The organism is Aerophototrophica crusticola (assembly GCF_012913305.1).
Classification (GTDB): domain Bacteria; phylum Pseudomonadota; class Alphaproteobacteria; order Azospirillales; family Azospirillaceae; genus Niveispirillum; species Niveispirillum crusticola.
Genome location: NZ_CP051775.1, coordinates 1,420,648 through 1,434,069, shown reverse-complemented (window position 1 = coordinate 1,434,069; position 13,422 = coordinate 1,420,648). Strand labels below are relative to the sequence as shown.

Annotated in this window: 16 protein-coding genes; 2 read left to right on the top strand and 14 right to left on the bottom strand. The window is 68.2% G+C overall.

Annotation, left to right across the window (positions count from 1 at the left end; all coding sequences use genetic code 11):
• Entirely contained in the window at window positions 1-501 is a 501-nt protein-coding gene (locus tag HHL28_RS07025) for a CinA family protein (RefSeq protein ID WP_075769074.1), read from the top strand.
• Window positions 498-1,241, top strand: coding sequence for a nucleotidyltransferase domain-containing protein (locus tag HHL28_RS07020; RefSeq protein WP_075769075.1), 744 nt, complete (start codon window positions 498-500; stop codon window positions 1,239-1,241). Before HHL28_RS07025 ends, HHL28_RS07020 begins: the two co-directional genes overlap by 4 nt.
• Window positions 1,242-1,481: 240 nt before the next feature.
• On the opposite strand, the gene HHL28_RS07015 is transcribed toward HHL28_RS07020, so the two are convergent.
• From HHL28_RS07015 to HHL28_RS06950, 14 genes are all read right to left on the bottom strand, one after another.
• Entirely contained in the window at window positions 1,482-1,949 is a 468-nt protein-coding gene (locus HHL28_RS07015; RefSeq protein ID WP_075769076.1) for a type II toxin-antitoxin system RatA family toxin, read from the bottom strand.
• Between the two features lie 10 nt (window positions 1,950-1,959).
• Complete coding sequence (gene lipA / locus HHL28_RS07010; protein ID WP_075769077.1) at window positions 1,960-2,937, bottom strand: lipoyl synthase; 978 nt, start codon at window positions 2,935-2,937, stop codon at window positions 1,960-1,962.
• Between the two features lie 41 nt (window positions 2,938-2,978).
• Window positions 2,979-3,968, bottom strand: a complete 990-nt coding sequence (locus HHL28_RS07005) for an endonuclease/exonuclease/phosphatase family protein (protein ID WP_075769078.1) — start codon at window positions 3,966-3,968, stop codon at window positions 2,979-2,981.
• 10 nt (window positions 3,969-3,978) lie between these two features.
• On the bottom strand, window positions 3,979-5,382 hold the full coding sequence (gene lpdA / locus HHL28_RS07000) for a dihydrolipoyl dehydrogenase (protein WP_075769079.1): 1,404 nt from the start codon (window positions 5,380-5,382) through the stop codon (window positions 3,979-3,981).
• 19 nt (window positions 5,383-5,401) lie between these two features.
• Complete coding sequence (locus HHL28_RS06995) at window positions 5,402-5,722, bottom strand: GNAT family N-acetyltransferase (RefSeq protein WP_404326711.1); 321 nt, start codon at window positions 5,720-5,722, stop codon at window positions 5,402-5,404.
• Between the two features lie 163 nt (window positions 5,723-5,885).
• A complete protein-coding gene (locus HHL28_RS06990; RefSeq protein WP_075769081.1) occupies window positions 5,886-6,245 on the bottom strand; it encodes a cupin domain-containing protein in 360 nt (119 codons plus the stop codon).
• 14 nt (window positions 6,246-6,259) lie between these two features.
• Window positions 6,260-6,460, bottom strand: coding sequence for a DUF2283 domain-containing protein (locus tag HHL28_RS06985; RefSeq protein WP_075769082.1), 201 nt, complete (start codon window positions 6,458-6,460; stop codon window positions 6,260-6,262).
• A complete protein-coding gene (locus tag HHL28_RS06980) occupies window positions 6,457-6,720 on the bottom strand; it encodes a DUF4258 domain-containing protein (protein ID WP_075769083.1) in 264 nt (87 codons plus the stop codon). The genes HHL28_RS06985 and HHL28_RS06980 overlap by 4 nt, the downstream gene beginning before the upstream one ends.
• A 15-nt stretch (window positions 6,721-6,735) precedes the next feature.
• Entirely contained in the window at window positions 6,736-8,187 is a 1,452-nt protein-coding gene (locus HHL28_RS06975) for a pyruvate dehydrogenase complex dihydrolipoamide acetyltransferase (RefSeq protein ID WP_075769084.1), read from the bottom strand.
• 21 nt (window positions 8,188-8,208) lie between these two features.
• The gene (locus HHL28_RS06970) at window positions 8,209-9,603 is read right to left on the bottom strand and encodes a pyruvate dehydrogenase complex E1 component subunit beta (RefSeq protein ID WP_075769085.1); all 1,395 of its coding nucleotides are present in this window, start codon (window positions 9,601-9,603) and stop codon (window positions 8,209-8,211) included.
• A 28-nt stretch (window positions 9,604-9,631) separates the two neighbouring features.
• Window positions 9,632-10,645: a pyruvate dehydrogenase (acetyl-transferring) E1 component subunit alpha gene (gene pdhA, locus HHL28_RS06965; RefSeq protein WP_075769086.1), complete on the bottom strand. Its 1,014-nt coding sequence runs from the start codon at window positions 10,643-10,645 to the stop codon at window positions 9,632-9,634.
• A gap of 174 nt (window positions 10,646-10,819) precedes the next feature.
• Complete coding sequence (locus HHL28_RS06960) at window positions 10,820-11,119, bottom strand: FtsB family cell division protein (protein WP_404326707.1); 300 nt, start codon at window positions 11,117-11,119, stop codon at window positions 10,820-10,822.
• A 225-nt stretch (window positions 11,120-11,344) separates the two neighbouring features.
• The gene (gene eno / locus HHL28_RS06955) at window positions 11,345-12,625 is read right to left on the bottom strand and encodes a phosphopyruvate hydratase (protein WP_075769087.1); all 1,281 of its coding nucleotides are present in this window, start codon (window positions 12,623-12,625) and stop codon (window positions 11,345-11,347) included.
• A 123-nt stretch (window positions 12,626-12,748) separates the two neighbouring features.
• On the bottom strand, window positions 12,749-13,378 hold the full coding sequence (locus tag HHL28_RS06950) for a lysophospholipid acyltransferase family protein (protein WP_075769088.1): 630 nt from the start codon (window positions 13,376-13,378) through the stop codon (window positions 12,749-12,751).
• Window positions 13,379-13,422: the final 44 nt, after the last annotated feature.

Sequence of the window (13,422 nt, the reverse complement as noted above, 5' to 3'; positions counted from 1 at the left end):
ATGTTCCCGGACGATTTGCTGGCCCTGGCGGAACAGGTCCGCGACGCCTTCACGGCCAGGGGCCTGTGGCTGGCGACGGCTGAGAGCTGCACCGGCGGGCTGATCGCGGGGTGCGTCACCGCCGTGGCGGGCTCCTCCGCCATGATGGACCGGGGCTTCGTCACCTATACCAATGAGGCCAAGACCGGGATGCTGGGCGTGCCCACGGCCCTCTTCCCCGCCGTGGGCGCCGTCAGCCCGGAGGTGGCCCAGGCCATGGCGGAAGGGGTGCTGTCCCGCGCCGGCCGGGCGGACGTGTCGCTGGCCGTCACCGGCGTGGCCGGCCCGGGCGGCGGCAGTGCCGACAAGCCCGTGGGCCTCGTCTACATTGCCTGCGCCCGCCGGGGCGGCAGCATCGGGGTGGAGCGCCACGTCTTCCCCGGCGACCGCACCGCCATCCGCCTCGCCACCGTCAAGCGCGCCTTGGAACTGGCCCTGGCCGCAGCCGCGGAGGGCGAATGAGGCCCCCTGCCCCGACCATCGACCTGGCCGACGGAATCCTGCGGGAATGGACAGACGGGCCGGACGTGATCGCCGCCTTCTTGGCAGGCTCGGTTGCCCGCGGCACCGCCGGGCCCGGCTCCGACATCGACGCGGTCATCATCTATCACCACTTGGAAGCGGCGGTGCGGGAGACGCATGAGCGCCAGGGCATCGCCGTGGAGCTGTTCCTGCACGACCCGGACACCCTGGCCTGGTTCTGGGAGCAGGACCGCAAGGCCGGCAAGCCCTCCCTGGCCCGCATGGTGGCCAACGGCCTGCCCGTCGCCGGCGACCCCGGCCTGATCGAGGAGCTGAAGCGCCAAGCCCAGGCCGTGCTGGACGCCGGCCCGCCACCCTTGGCGGAGGAGGAGATGCAGGCCCGCCGCTACGCCATCTCCGACCTCGCCGCCGACCTAGCGCAGGGGCGCTCCCGCGCCGAGCAGCTCGCCATCGGCTCCCGCCTCTACATCGACTTGGCCGACTTCACCCTGCGCGCGGCCGGCGCCTGGACCGGCAGCGGCAAGGGCCTGTTCAAGGCCCTGCGCCGCCTGGACCCCGGTCTCGCCGCCGCCTTCGAGCACGCCTTCCTGGAACTGTACCGCGACGGCGACCCGGGCGAGGCGGTGGCCCTCGTGGACCTCTGCCTCGACCCCTACGGCGGCCGCCACACCGTGGGCCACCGGCGGATCGCACCGTCTGACTGGCGGCTGGGGGATTGAGAAACGCGACTTTCGAATTCGAAAGTCGGCTGCTGCGGGGCGGCGTGTCGCTGCTAAACCCCTCACCCCGACCCTCTCCCCGGTGGGGAGAGGGGGACATTCTCCGTTTTGGATTGCTGTAGGACCAGAGGCCGAGTTGCGACGTCGCAACTAGGACCAAAAGCGCGCGCCAGGCTCATTCCCCCTCTCCCCACCGGGGAGAGGGTTGGGGTGAGGGGGAAACCCGGTCGCCAAAATGACCTACACCGGCCGCGCCGCCCCGCCCGGCACCGCGCCGCGGCCATAGAGCTGGTGCGCGCGCCCCTCGAAGGCGGCCACCATGCGGCGCACCGCCTCGTTGAACAGGGCGCCGATGATCTTCTGCAGGACCTTGTTGCGGAACTCGAAGTCCACATAGAAATCCACCAGGCACCCCTCAGGGTGCGGGTGGAAGGTCCAGTGGTTGTTCAGGTAATGGAACGGCCCTTCCACATACTCGACATGGATGGCACGGCCAGGCTCATCCAGGGTCACCTTGCTGGTGAAGCGTTCCCGGATCATCTTGAAGCCGATGACCAGATCGGCCCACAGCACGTTCCCATCCCGCTTTCGGATGCGGCAGGCCACCGCCCAAGGCAGGAACTCCGGGTAGCGCTCCACGTCCGCCACGAGGCGGTAAAGCTGCTCCGGGCTGTAGGGCAGGACGCGCTGTTCGGCGTGGGTCGGCATCGGCCCTGCCTTACTCCGCCGGGACGGCGACAGGCTCAGCCACCGTGCGGCCGGACAGGCGGGCCTCCCGCGCCTCCCGCAGCTTGCGGAAATCGTCGCCGGCATGGTGGGAACTGCGGGTCAGCGGGGAACTGGACACCATCAGGAACCCCTTGCCCCGGGCCCAGGAGGCATAGGAGGCGAACTCGTCCGGGGTCACGAACCGGTCCACCGGCGCGTGCTTTGGCGTCGGCGCTAGGTACTGGCCGATGGTGATGAAGTCCACGTCCGCGGCGCGCATGTCGTCCATCACCTGCCCGACTTCCTCCCGCGTCTCCCCCAGCCCGACCATGATGCCGGACTTCGTGAACATGGACGGGTCCAGTTCCTTCACCCGGGCCAACAGGTGGAGCGAGGTGAAGTAACGCGCACCCGGGCGGATGCCGGGATAAAGCCGCGGCACGGTCTCCAGGTTGTGGTTGAACACGTCCGGCCGCGCCTCCACCACCACCTCAATGGCGCCGGGCTTGCGCATGAAGTCGGGTGTCAGGATCTCGATGGTCGTGCCGGGGGCGGCCTTGCGGATGGCGCGGATGGTGCGGGCGAAATGCTCCGCCCCGCCGTCGGGCAGGTCGTCGCGGTCCACGGACGTGATGACCACGTGCTCCAGGTTCAGCTTGCCCACCGCCTCGGCCACGTTGTCGGGCTCATGCGGGTCCAACTGGTCCGGGCGGCCGGTGGCCACGTTGCAGAAGGCGCAGGCCCGGGTGCAGACGGCGCCCAGGATCATGAAGGTGGCGTGCTTCTTCTTCCAGCACTCCCCGATGTTGGGGCAGGCGGCTTCCTCGCACACCGTGTTCAGCTTCAGCCCCCGCATCAGGTCCCGGGTCTGGGCATATTCCGGGCTGACCGGCGCCTTCACCCGCAGCCATTCCGGTTTCCGCTGGATCGGGTTCTCCGGGCGGTTGGCCTTCTCGGGATGGCGGACGCGGTTCGGGTCGATGGGCATGTCGCGTGACCTCGGCAAAGGGCTGGCCGGAAGATAGGGCTTTACGGTTGCGTTACCAAGCGCGGCGCGGTGCCACCCTCCCCCGCATCAACCGCAGGGCCGGGTGGGAGCGTCAGGGTGAAGCGCACCGGCCGGTGGTCGGAGCCGACATCGCCAAGCACCTCCGCCCGCAGGCCCGTGACGCCGTCGCTGCCGAACCCGAGGTCGATGGGGATGCCGATGGGTAGGCCCCAGGTCGGCCAGGTGGTCCAGCTCCTGGCCAGGCGGCGCAGGCCCGACTGTTCCTGGAGCCGTGTGACCAGGTTGGACCAGGGCGTGGCGTTGTAGTCGCCGGTCAGCACCACGGGGCCCGGCAGTTCCCTGACCCGCCGGGCCAGCCATTCGGCCTCTGCCGCCTGACGCTCCGGGAAGAAGGGTTGGGACAGGTGCGTGCCTACCAGGGTGAAGGCACCCGAAGGCCGGTCCACCCGGGCGGCGACATAGCCGGGATACGGCTTCTCATCCAGGCCGGTGGTCTCGATCTTTTCCAGCGGCCAGCGGGACAGCAGCACCACGCCACAGGCCACCCGGCCGCAGGTCACCTTGAAGGGGAACAGCCGCTCCAACTCCAGCAGCCACTGGTCCGCGCGGGGGTCGTGGACTTCCAGCAGCACGGCCACGTCGGGCTGCTCCCGCCGCAGCAGGTCGCGCACCAACTCCGGCGTGGCGTTGTCCTTCCAGATATTGATGTGGACCAGCGTCACGTCCGCCGACCCTGCCGCAACCGTGTTGCCGAGCGGCAGGGTGGGAAGCACCAGCCAGGCGTTCAGGGCCAGCGTCATCACGGTGATACCGGCCGCCGCCCACGCCCGCAGCGGGATGGAAAGCGCAAGCAGCGCACTCCCGGCCCAGAGGTACGGGATACGCAGGTGCTCGAAGGTAGGGAACCCGGGCACCCAGCCGGCGAGGGACAAGATGACCAAGGCCAACGCCGCGGCCAGCAGCAGGGCCCGGCCAAGACGCCGGCCCGGGTGGATGCGGGCGGGACTCAATCAAGGGGCCTCAATAATGGATGGCGCGCCCATAGGCGGCAAGGACGGACTCGTGCATCATCTCCGACAGGGTGGGGTGTGGGAAGATGGTGTGGAGCAGCTCGGCCTCGGTGGTCTCCATGGTCTTGGCGATGGTGTAGCCCTGGATCAGCTCGGTCACCTCCGCCCCGATCATGTGGGCGCCCAGCAGCTCCCCGGTCTTGGCGTCGAACACCGTCTTCACCAGACCCTCGGGCTCACCCAGGGCGATCGCCTTGCCGTTACCGATGAAGGGGAAGCGGCCCACGCGCACCTCGTACCCGGCGGCCTTGGCTTTGGCCTCCGTCAGGCCGACGCTGGCCACCTGGGGCATGGAGTAGGTGCAGCCGGGGATGTTGCGGATGTCCATGGGGTGAGTGCCCTCCACGCCCGCGATCTTCTCCACGCACAAGACACCCTCATGGCTCGCCTTGTGGGCCAGCCAGGGGGCGCCGCAGACGTCGCCGATGGCATAGACGCCGGGCTCGTCCGTGCGCATGTACTGGTCGGTGACGATGTGGTTCCGCTCCACCTTCACCTTGGTGTTCTCCAGGCCGAGGTTCTCCGTGTTGCCGGTGATGCCGATGGCGGAGATGACCCGGTCCACGGTGATCTGCTCGGACTTGCCGCCGCTCTCGATGGTGGCGGTGACGCTGTCGGTGTGGCGGTCCAGCTTGGTGACCTTGGCCCCGGTCTTGATCTTCATGCCCTGCTTGGTGAAGGCTTTGTGGGCCAGGGCACTGATCTCCTCATCCTCCACCGGCAGGATGCGGTCCACCACCTCCACGATGGTCACGTCCACGCCCATGGCGCGGTAGAAGCTGGCGAACTCCACCCCGATGGCACCGGTGCCGATGACCAGGATGCTCTTCGGCATCTTCTCCGGGACCATGGCCTCCCGGTAGGTCCAGACCAGCTTGCCGTCCGGCTCCAGCCCCGGCAGCGTGCGGGCGCGGGCGCCGGTGGCGATGATGATGTGCTTGGCGCCGAGCTGGGACTTGTTGCCGTCCTTGGCCGCCACCTCCACCTTGCCCTTGCCCAGCAGCTTGGCGGTGCCGTCGATGACGGTGACCTTGTTCTTCTTCAACAGGCCCTTCACGCCGGCGGAAAGCTGGCCCGCCACCTGGCGGGAGCGCTTCACGATGGGCGCCACGTCATAGCTGACGCTGCCGTTCACCGTGATGCCATAGTCCTTTGCATGCTGGATGTAGTGGGCGATCTCCGCGGTGCGGAGCAGCGCCTTGGTGGGGATGCAGCCCCAGTTCAGGCAGATGCCGCCCAAATGCTCCCGCTCCACCACGGCCGCCTTCATGCCCAGCTGGGCGGCGCGGATGGCCGCCACGTAGCCGCCGGGCCCGGCGCCGATGACGAGGAGGTCGAAGTCGGTATCGGCCATGGTCTTGGTCCCCTGTCTGTCAATCCGTCGCGGCCAGCCGGCGGAGGGCATCCCCCGTCACGCGCTGCACCGTCCATTCCGTCATGGGTTCCGCCCCGATGGAGCGGTAGAAATCCAGCGCCGGCTGGTTCCAGTCCAGCACCCACCATTCCAGACGCCCGCAGCCCTCATCCACCGCCTTGGCTGCCAGGTACTGGAAGACTTTCCGGCCCAGCCCGCGGCCCCGGTATTCCGGCGCCACATACACGTCCTCCACATAGATGCCGTGCCGGCCGAGGAAGGTGGAGAAGTTGTAGAACCAGATCGCCACCCCGGCCGGCTGCCCGCCCGCCTCCAGCACCAGCGCGAAGACCCGCGGGCCGGCCCGAACAGGGCGGCGCCGAACTCCGCCTCCCCCGCCTTGACCTCATGGGCCAGCCGCTCGTACTCGGCCAGTTCCCGCACGAACCGCACCACCAGGGGCAGGTCGGCGGGGGTCGCCTCGCGGATGGCGATGCCGTCGTTCACAGCCGCTCCAACTGCTCGCGGGTACGGGCGGTGCGTTCGGTGCCGGTGTTCAGGGTGGTGGCCCGCTCGAACAGCAGGATTTCCACCTCCTGCTCCGCCACCGGCTGGTGTTCAACCCCGTGAGGCACGACGATGAACTCGCCGGGGCCGACGGTGGCGGTCCGGTCGCGGAAGTTCATGGTGAGGGTACCCTTCACCACCAGGAACAGCTCATCCTCTTCCACATGGTGATGCCAGTCGAATGCCCCTCGGAGCTTCACCGCCTTCACCTGGAAGTCATTGACCTCCCCGATGATGCGCGGGTTCCAGTGGTCGCCGATCTGGGCGAGCTTGGCGGCGATGTTCACGGTGTCCATGGGCTTGGGCTCCCTCAGGCGACCTCGAACTGGATGCGTTTCAGGTCGGCGCCGGGAAGGCGTTCGCGGACCTTCAGGATCTCAATGCCAACGACCCGGTTCGCGGCGTCGAAGTCCAGGACGACGCCAGGCGTTACCTCCTCGGACTCCTCAATGGCGGCCTCATCCAGGCGTATGTAGAGGGCGTCGGCAGCCTCGTCGAAACGCACCTTCATGGCATGGTCCCCCTTGGTCCGTGGCGGCGTGTCCGGTCCAGGAACACCGTGACGACGCGGTGTGCCCCCGGACTGTACACCACGCGCAGGATGCGGCCATCCCGCTCAGGCACCGGGCCGAACATCAGGCGGAGGGTGGGGTCGGAGGCGTCCGGCTCAGTCCAGGCCGGCGCCTCCACCACACGCTCGACCCAGGGCCGCTCGATCCTCCGTTCCTCCATGGCCACCATGGCATGGGCGGAGAAGGCGAGCGGCCCCATGTCGGTCGCCCCAGGTCACAGCATCAGGGTGATCGGGTCCTCGATCAGGCCCTTCAGCAGCTTCAGGTACTGGGCGCCCACGGCCCCGTCCACGGCGCGGTGGTCCACGGTCAGGGTCAGGGTCATCACGGTGGCGATGGCCAGGGCGTCGCCCTTCACCACGGGCCGCTTCTCACCGGCGCCCACCGACAGGATGCAGGCCTGGGGCGGGTTGATGATGCTGGTGAAGCCCTTGATGCCGAACATGCCCAGGTTGGACACGCTGAAGGTGCCGCCCTGGAACTCCTCCGGCTTCAGCTTGCCGTCGCGGGCCTTGGCGGCCAGGGCCTTCACCTCGGCGGAGATGGCGGACAGGCCCTTCTGGTCGGCGTTGCGGACGATGGGGGTGATCAGCCCCCCGTCGGTGGAGACCGCGACGGAGACGTCCACCTGCTCGTATTGTAGGATGCCGTCCTCGTGCCAGGAGACGTTGGCCGCGGGGAATTTGCGCAGCGCCACGGCCACCGCCTTCACGACGAAGTCGTTGACGCTGATCTTCTCGCCCGAGCGCTCGTTCAACTCCGTCCGCAGGGCCAGCAGCCGGTCGATCTCGCAATCCACCGTCAGGCCGAAGTGCGGGATCGTCTGCCAAGCCTCGGTCAGGCGCTTGGCGATGGTCTTGCGCATGCCGGTGTTGGGCAGGACCTTGTACTTCATGCCCAGCTTGTCGGCCATGTCCTTGGCATCGATGCCGCGAGGGGGCGCGGCGGGGGCCGGGGACGGCGCCTTGGCCTGGGGCGCGGGCGCCGCGGCGGCAGGGGCGGCATCCGTCTTCGCGGCGGGCTTGGCGGAGGGGCCCTTGGCCAGGGCGGCCTCCACGTCGGCCTTCACGATGCGGCCCTGGGGACCGCTGCCCTGGATACCCGTAAGGTCCAGGCCGGCCTGCTGCGCCATGCGGCGGGCCAGGGGGCTGGCGAAGACGCGGTCGCCCTGGTCACCGCCGCCGGACTGGGCCGGGGCGGCGGCCGTGGGCTCACCACCCTGCGGCAGGCTGGGGCTGGCCCCGCCCACGGGGCCGGTGGCTGTCTGGCCGGGCTTCGGCGTCAGGGCGTTGTCCTGCGGGCCGGACGTGCCCTCCCGGTGGCCGGCATCCACCTTCTGCGGCTGGGGTGCGTCGGTGGCCTTCGCCTGGGGCTGCGGGGCAGGCTTCGCCCCACCGCCGGAGGCGGCGGCAGAGATGTCCTCCCCCTCCTCCACCAGCACGGCGATGGGGGTGTTCACCGCCACGCCGTCGGTGCCTTCGGCGATGAGGATCTTGGCGAGGGTGCCCTCATCCACCGCCTCCACCTCCATGGTGGCCTTGTCGGTCTCGATCTCGGCCAGCACGTCGCCGGACTTGACCGGGTCCCCTTCCTTCTTCAGCCACTTCGCGAGCTTGCCCTCCGTCATGGTCGGGGACAGGGCGGGCATCAGGATGTCGATCGGCATCTTCTTGTCTCCCGGTCCCGGTTACTTGCGGTAGGCGACGGACTTGATGGCCTGGACGATCTCGTCAGGCTGCGGCAGGGCCAGCTTCTCCAGGTTCGCCGCATAGGGCAGCGGAACGTCCTTGCCGCAGACCCGCACCACAGGCGCGTCCAGGTAATCGAAGGCCTGCTCCATCATCACGGCCGCGATCTCCGACCCGATGCCGGCATAGGGCCAGCCCTCCTCGACGGAGACGATGCGGTTGGTCTTCTTGACGCTGGTGACGATGGTCTCGATATCCAGCGGGCGGATGGTGCGCAGGTCGATGACCTCCACGCTCAGCCCCTCCTCCGCCAGCCGCTCGGCCGCGGCCAGGGCATGGGCGACCATCAGGCTATAGGCGGTGACCGTCACGTCGGTGCCCTGGCGGATCACCTTGGCCTTGCCGATGGGGATGATGAAGTCCGGGTCCGTCGGCACGGGGAAGCTGTGGCCGTACAGGATCTCGTTCTCCAGCACGATCACCGGGTTCGGGTCGCGGATCGCCGCCTTCATCAGGCCCTTGGCGTCGGCCGCCGTGTAGGGCGCCACCACCTTCAGGCCCGGCACGTGGGCGTACCAGCTGGCGTAGTCCTGGCTGTGCTGGGCGCCCACGCGGGCCGCGGCGCCGTTGGGCCCGCGGAACACGATGGGGCAGCCCATCTGGCCGCCGGACATGTACAGCGTCTTGGCGGCGGAGTTGATGATGTGGTCGATGGCCTGCATGGAGAAGTTCATGGTCATGAACTCCACGATGGGCCGCAGGCCACCGAAGGCAGCGCCCACGCCCAGGCCCGCGAAGCCGTGCTCCGTGATCGGCGTGTCGATGATGCGGTCGGCGCCGAACTCCTGCAGCAGGCCCTGGCTGATCTTGTAGGCGCCCTGGTACTCGCCCACCTCCTCACCCATCAGGAAGACGGTGGGGTCGCGGCGCATCTCCTCCGCCATGGCGTCGCGCAGCGCCTCGCGGACGGTGATCACTTGCGTGTTGGCGAAGAACTTGTCCTCGTCCATGGGCGGCGGGGCGGCCGGGCTGCCCTTGGGGTGCTCGGCGGGGAGCGACGGGGCCAGCCCCTCCTCCCCCTTCACCCGCTGGGCGGCGACGGACTTGGGCGTCACCTCCTCGGCATTGCCCAGGCTCTCGTCGGCGCTCTCGCCCTCGCCGACGATCACGGCGATGGGGGTGTTCACGGCCACGCCCTCGGTACCCTCGGGCACCAGGATCTTGGACAGGGTGCCCTCGTCGACCGCTTCCACCTCCATGGTGGCCTTGTCGGTCTCGATCTCGGCCAGCACGTCACCGCTCTTCACGGTGTCGCCTTCCTGCTTCACCCACTTGGCCAGCTTGCCTTCCGTCATGGTCGGCGACAGGGCCGGCATCAGGACCTGCACGGACATTCTCGTTCCCTCCGGGTCGGCTTCTGGCTCAGGCCTCGACGAGCACGTCCGTCCACAGCTCGGACGGGTCGGGCTCGGGGCTCTGGGTGGCGAACTCGGCCGCCTCGGTGACGACCTGCTTCACGTCGCGGTCGATGGCCTTCAGGGCCTCCTCGTCGGCGATGTTCTGCTCGAGGAGGACCTTCTTGAGGTTGTCGATGGGGTCGCTTTCGGACCGCATCTTGTTGACCTCTTCCTTCGTCCGGTACTTGGCCGGGTCGGACATGGAGTGGCCGCGGTAGCGGTAGGTCTTCATCTCCAGGATGATCGGGCCGTTGCCGCCGCGCACATAGGCCACCGCCTCGTCTGCGGCCGCCTTCACGTCCAGCACGTCCATGCCGTTCACCTGGCGGCCCGGGATGCCGTAGGCGCTGCCGCGCAGGTACAGCTCACCGGCCGAGGCGCGGGCCTGGGCGGTGCCCATGGCGTACTTGTTGTTCTCGATCACATAGATGACCGGCAGCTTCCAGAGTGCGGCCATGTTGAAGGACTCGTACACCTGGCCCTGGTTGACGGCGCCGTCGCCCAGGTAACAGGCGTTCAGGCCGCCGTCCTTGCTGTACTTGTGCGCGAAGGCGAGGCCGGTGCCGATCGGCACCTGGGCACCGACGATGCCATGGCCGCCGTAGAACTTCTTCTCACGGCTGAACATGTGCATGGAGCCGCCCTTGCCCTTGGAGTAGCCTCCGCGGCGGCCGGTCAGCTCGGCCATCACGCCCTTGCTCTCCATGCCGCAGGCCAGCATGTGGCCGTGGTCACGGTAGCTGGTGATGACGCTGTCGCGGCTGTCCATGGCAGCCTGCATGCCGACAACCACGGCCTCCTGGCCGATATACAGGTGGCAGAAACCGCCGATCAGGCCCATGCCGTACATCTGGCCCGCCTTCTCCTCGAAGCGGCGGATCAGCAGCATCTCCCGGTAATAGTGGAGAAGCTCGTCCTTGCTGGGCGGGGTCGGGGCTTCGGGGGTGGCGGACTTGGCGCGGCGCTTGGACGTTGCCACTGGCTCCTCCCAACGGTGCAGGATGGCGGTCGCAGGCCCTTGCCGCGCCGCAATGCGTGGCTAGACCTAACGCCCTGCGCCGATGAGTGCAAGCAGTGTGCAGTGCAAAATACTGAAATCGCAGCAGATTTTGCGATTAACCGGTTTCTGGCTAATCAGTGCGATTTCAGCAGCTTAACGGTTCGTTACCGCCCCGCCTTGCGTCGATTGCGGGGCAGGCCGGCCCGGGAGGAGCACCACCAGCTCATCCGGATGCGTCATGTTCAGCAGGACGCGGGCCCGTTCTTCCAACATGTCGGGGTCCAGGTTGTCCGGCCGCAGCAGCTTGGCCCGGCGCTCCATCTCTTCCCGCTCCGCCCGGACATGGGCGAGCGTCACCTGCGCCTCCGACACTTCCCCTTGCAGGTGAGTCAGGGCGACCAGGCCCCGGTCGCCTTGGACCGTGTGATAGGCGAAGTATCCCACGACGGCCACGCCCAGGGCGGGGCCGACGATCTGGCGCAGGGACCGCCGAGGGCGGCACGGATCTGGTAGCTCTTGAACATAGAGCGCATGGAATCATGCACTTAAGGGACGGTCAAATGAATTGTCACCAATGATCAAAAGATCACCGCCAGTATTACTTGACCCCCAAAGAAAAGGGCCGGCCACGGCGGGCCGGCCCCCATATCTGGTAGTCTAATGGGCAGAAGGCTACAATCAGCCGCGCTTCAGGGCACCCCGGCCGGGGTACACGGCGGCCCGGCCCAGGGCCTCCTCGATGCGAATCAACTGGTTGTACTTGGCGATCCGGTCGGAACGGGACAGGGACCCGGTCTTGATCTGGCCGCAGTTGGTGGCGACCGCCAGGTCGGCGATGGTGCTGTCCTCCGTCTCGCCGGAGCGGTGGGACATGACGGCGGTGTAGCCGGCGCCCTGGGCGATGCGCACCGCCTCCAGCGTCTCCGTCAGGGTGCCGATCTGGTTGACCTTCACCAGGATGGAGTTCGCGAGGCCGTTCTTGATGCCGTCCGTCAGGCGGGCCGGGTTGGTCACGAACAGGTCGTCACCCACCAGCTGGCAGCGGCTGCCGATCAGGTCGGTCAGGGCCTTCCAGCCTTCCATGTCGTCCTCGGACATGCCGTCCTCGATGGAGACGATGGGGTAGCGGCCGATCAGGTCCTCCCAGTACCGGGCCATCTCGCCACTGTCGAGCACCTTGCCCTCGCCGGCCAGGTTGTACTTGCCGTCCTTGAAGAACTCGGTGGAGGCCGCGTCCAGGGCCAGCAGGACGTCGTCACCGGGCTTGTAGCCGGCGGACTCGATGGACTTCATGATGAAGTCCAGCGCCTCGGTCGTGGAGGACAGGTTGGGGGCGAAGCCGCCCTCATCGCCTACGGCGGTGTTGTGGCCGGCGTCCTTCAGCTTCTTCTTCAGGGCGTGGAAGATTTCCGCGCCCATGCGGATGGCGTCGGCGCAGCTCTGCGCACCCACCGGCATCACCATGAACTCCTGGATGTCGATGGGGTTGTCGGCGTGGGCGCCGCCATTGATGATGTTCATCATCGGCACCGGCAGGGTGCGGGCGTTGGCCCCGCCCACATAGCGGTAAAGCGGCAGGTCCAACTCCTCCGCGCTGGCCCGCGCCACCGCCAGGCTGACGCCCAGGAGGGCGTTGGCGCCCAGGCGGCCCTTGTTCGGGGTGCCGTCCAGCTCGATCATCATCTGGTCGATGGCGACCTGCTCGGTGGAGTCCAGCCCGGACAGGGCCTCGAAGATCTCCCCGTTCACGCTCTCCACGGCCTTCTTCACGCCCTTGCCCAGGTAGCGGGACTTGTCGCCGTCCCGCAGTTCCACCGCCTCATGCGCGCCGGTGGAGGCGCCCGACGGGACCGCGGCGCGGCCAAGGGCGCCGGTCTCCAGCCGCACCTCGACCTCGACGGTCGGGTTGCCGCGGCTGTCCAGGATTTCCCGGGCGTGGATGTCGACGATGGCGGACATGGGCGCGCTTCCTCTGCAAAGGCCCGTTGAATCGGGCGATATCAGGGGAAGGGGATAAACGCCATGCCGCGCCGCGGCAAGGGGGTGGATCGGCTACCCCACCCATGCGGGTGCGGCGGAACTTCACGCCGGGGGGCGTTCCAGCTCCTTCACCGTGATCGGCCGGTCGATGGTGCGCTTGGCACCCTTGGTCCCAATGTAGAAGTCGGACATGCGCTTAAGGTCGGCGGCCATGTCGTCGGTGGGCAGGAAGGCTTCCCCGAAGCGGATGCGCTTGCGGCCATAGTCCAGGGCCGCCGGCAGGATATAGACGTTGGCTTGGCGCGCGATGTGCCAGAAGCCGGATTTCCAGTGGGCGCCGGGGGTGCGGCTGCCCTCCGCCGCGATGGCCATGCTCATCCGGTCGGCTTCCCGGAAGGCGGAGATGCTGGCGCCAACCACGCCGCCCGCCGCCCGACGGTCCACCGGGACGACCCCGCACCAGCGCATGAAGCCGGCCATGGGCCATTTGAACAGGGTGTGCTTGCCCATGATGGTCATGCGGATGCCCAAGGACAGAAGCCCGCCCATGACCCAGACGAAATCCCAGTTGGAGCTGTGCGGCGCACCGACACAGACGAACTTCGGCACGTTGGGAACGGTCCCCTCGAAGCCCCAGCCCCCGAGGGACAGGATGGTGCGGCCAAGCCAGCGGGAGAGGGCATTGCCCCGGCGGGGCACGTTCGGGCCGACCTCAGGCAGATTCAGCGACATCCGGGCTAGGGCCTCAAGCAGTTATGCGCATCCGGGCGAGAACG

Excerpts from the sequence above, each read along its gene's own strand:
- HHL28_RS06975 (WP_075769084.1), bottom strand. The coding sequence starts at position 8,187 with ATGCCGATCGACATCCTGATGCCCGCCCTGTCCCCGACCATGACGGAG.
- HHL28_RS06985 (WP_075769082.1), bottom strand. The coding sequence starts at position 6,460 with ATGAAGGTGCGTTTCGACGAGGCTGCCGACGCCCTCTACATACGCCTG.
- HHL28_RS06990 (WP_075769081.1), bottom strand. The coding sequence starts at position 6,245 with ATGGACACCGTGAACATCGCCGCCAAGCTCGCCCAGATCGGCGACCAC.
- lpdA (WP_075769079.1), bottom strand. The coding sequence starts at position 5,382 with ATGGCCGATACCGACTTCGACCTCCTCGTCATCGGCGCCGGGCCCGGC.
- eno (WP_075769087.1), bottom strand. The coding sequence starts at position 12,625 with ATGTCCGCCATCGTCGACATCCACGCCCGGGAAATCCTGGACAGCCGC.
- lipA (WP_075769077.1), bottom strand. The coding sequence starts at position 2,937 with ATGCCCATCGACCCGAACCGCGTCCGCCATCCCGAGAAGGCCAACCGC.
- HHL28_RS06970 (WP_075769085.1), bottom strand. The coding sequence starts at position 9,603 with ATGTCCGTGCAGGTCCTGATGCCGGCCCTGTCGCCGACCATGACGGAA.
- HHL28_RS07020 (WP_075769075.1), top strand. The coding sequence starts at position 498 with ATGAGGCCCCCTGCCCCGACCATCGACCTGGCCGACGGAATCCTGCGG.
- HHL28_RS06950 (WP_075769088.1), bottom strand. The coding sequence starts at position 13,378 with ATGTCGCTGAATCTGCCTGAGGTCGGCCCGAACGTGCCCCGCCGGGGC.
- HHL28_RS06980 (WP_075769083.1), bottom strand. The coding sequence starts at position 6,720 with ATGGGGCCGCTCGCCTTCTCCGCCCATGCCATGGTGGCCATGGAGGAA.
- HHL28_RS07015 (WP_075769076.1), bottom strand. The coding sequence starts at position 1,949 with ATGCCGACCCACGCCGAACAGCGCGTCCTGCCCTACAGCCCGGAGCAG.
- HHL28_RS07025 (WP_075769074.1), top strand. The coding sequence starts at position 1 with ATGTTCCCGGACGATTTGCTGGCCCTGGCGGAACAGGTCCGCGACGCC.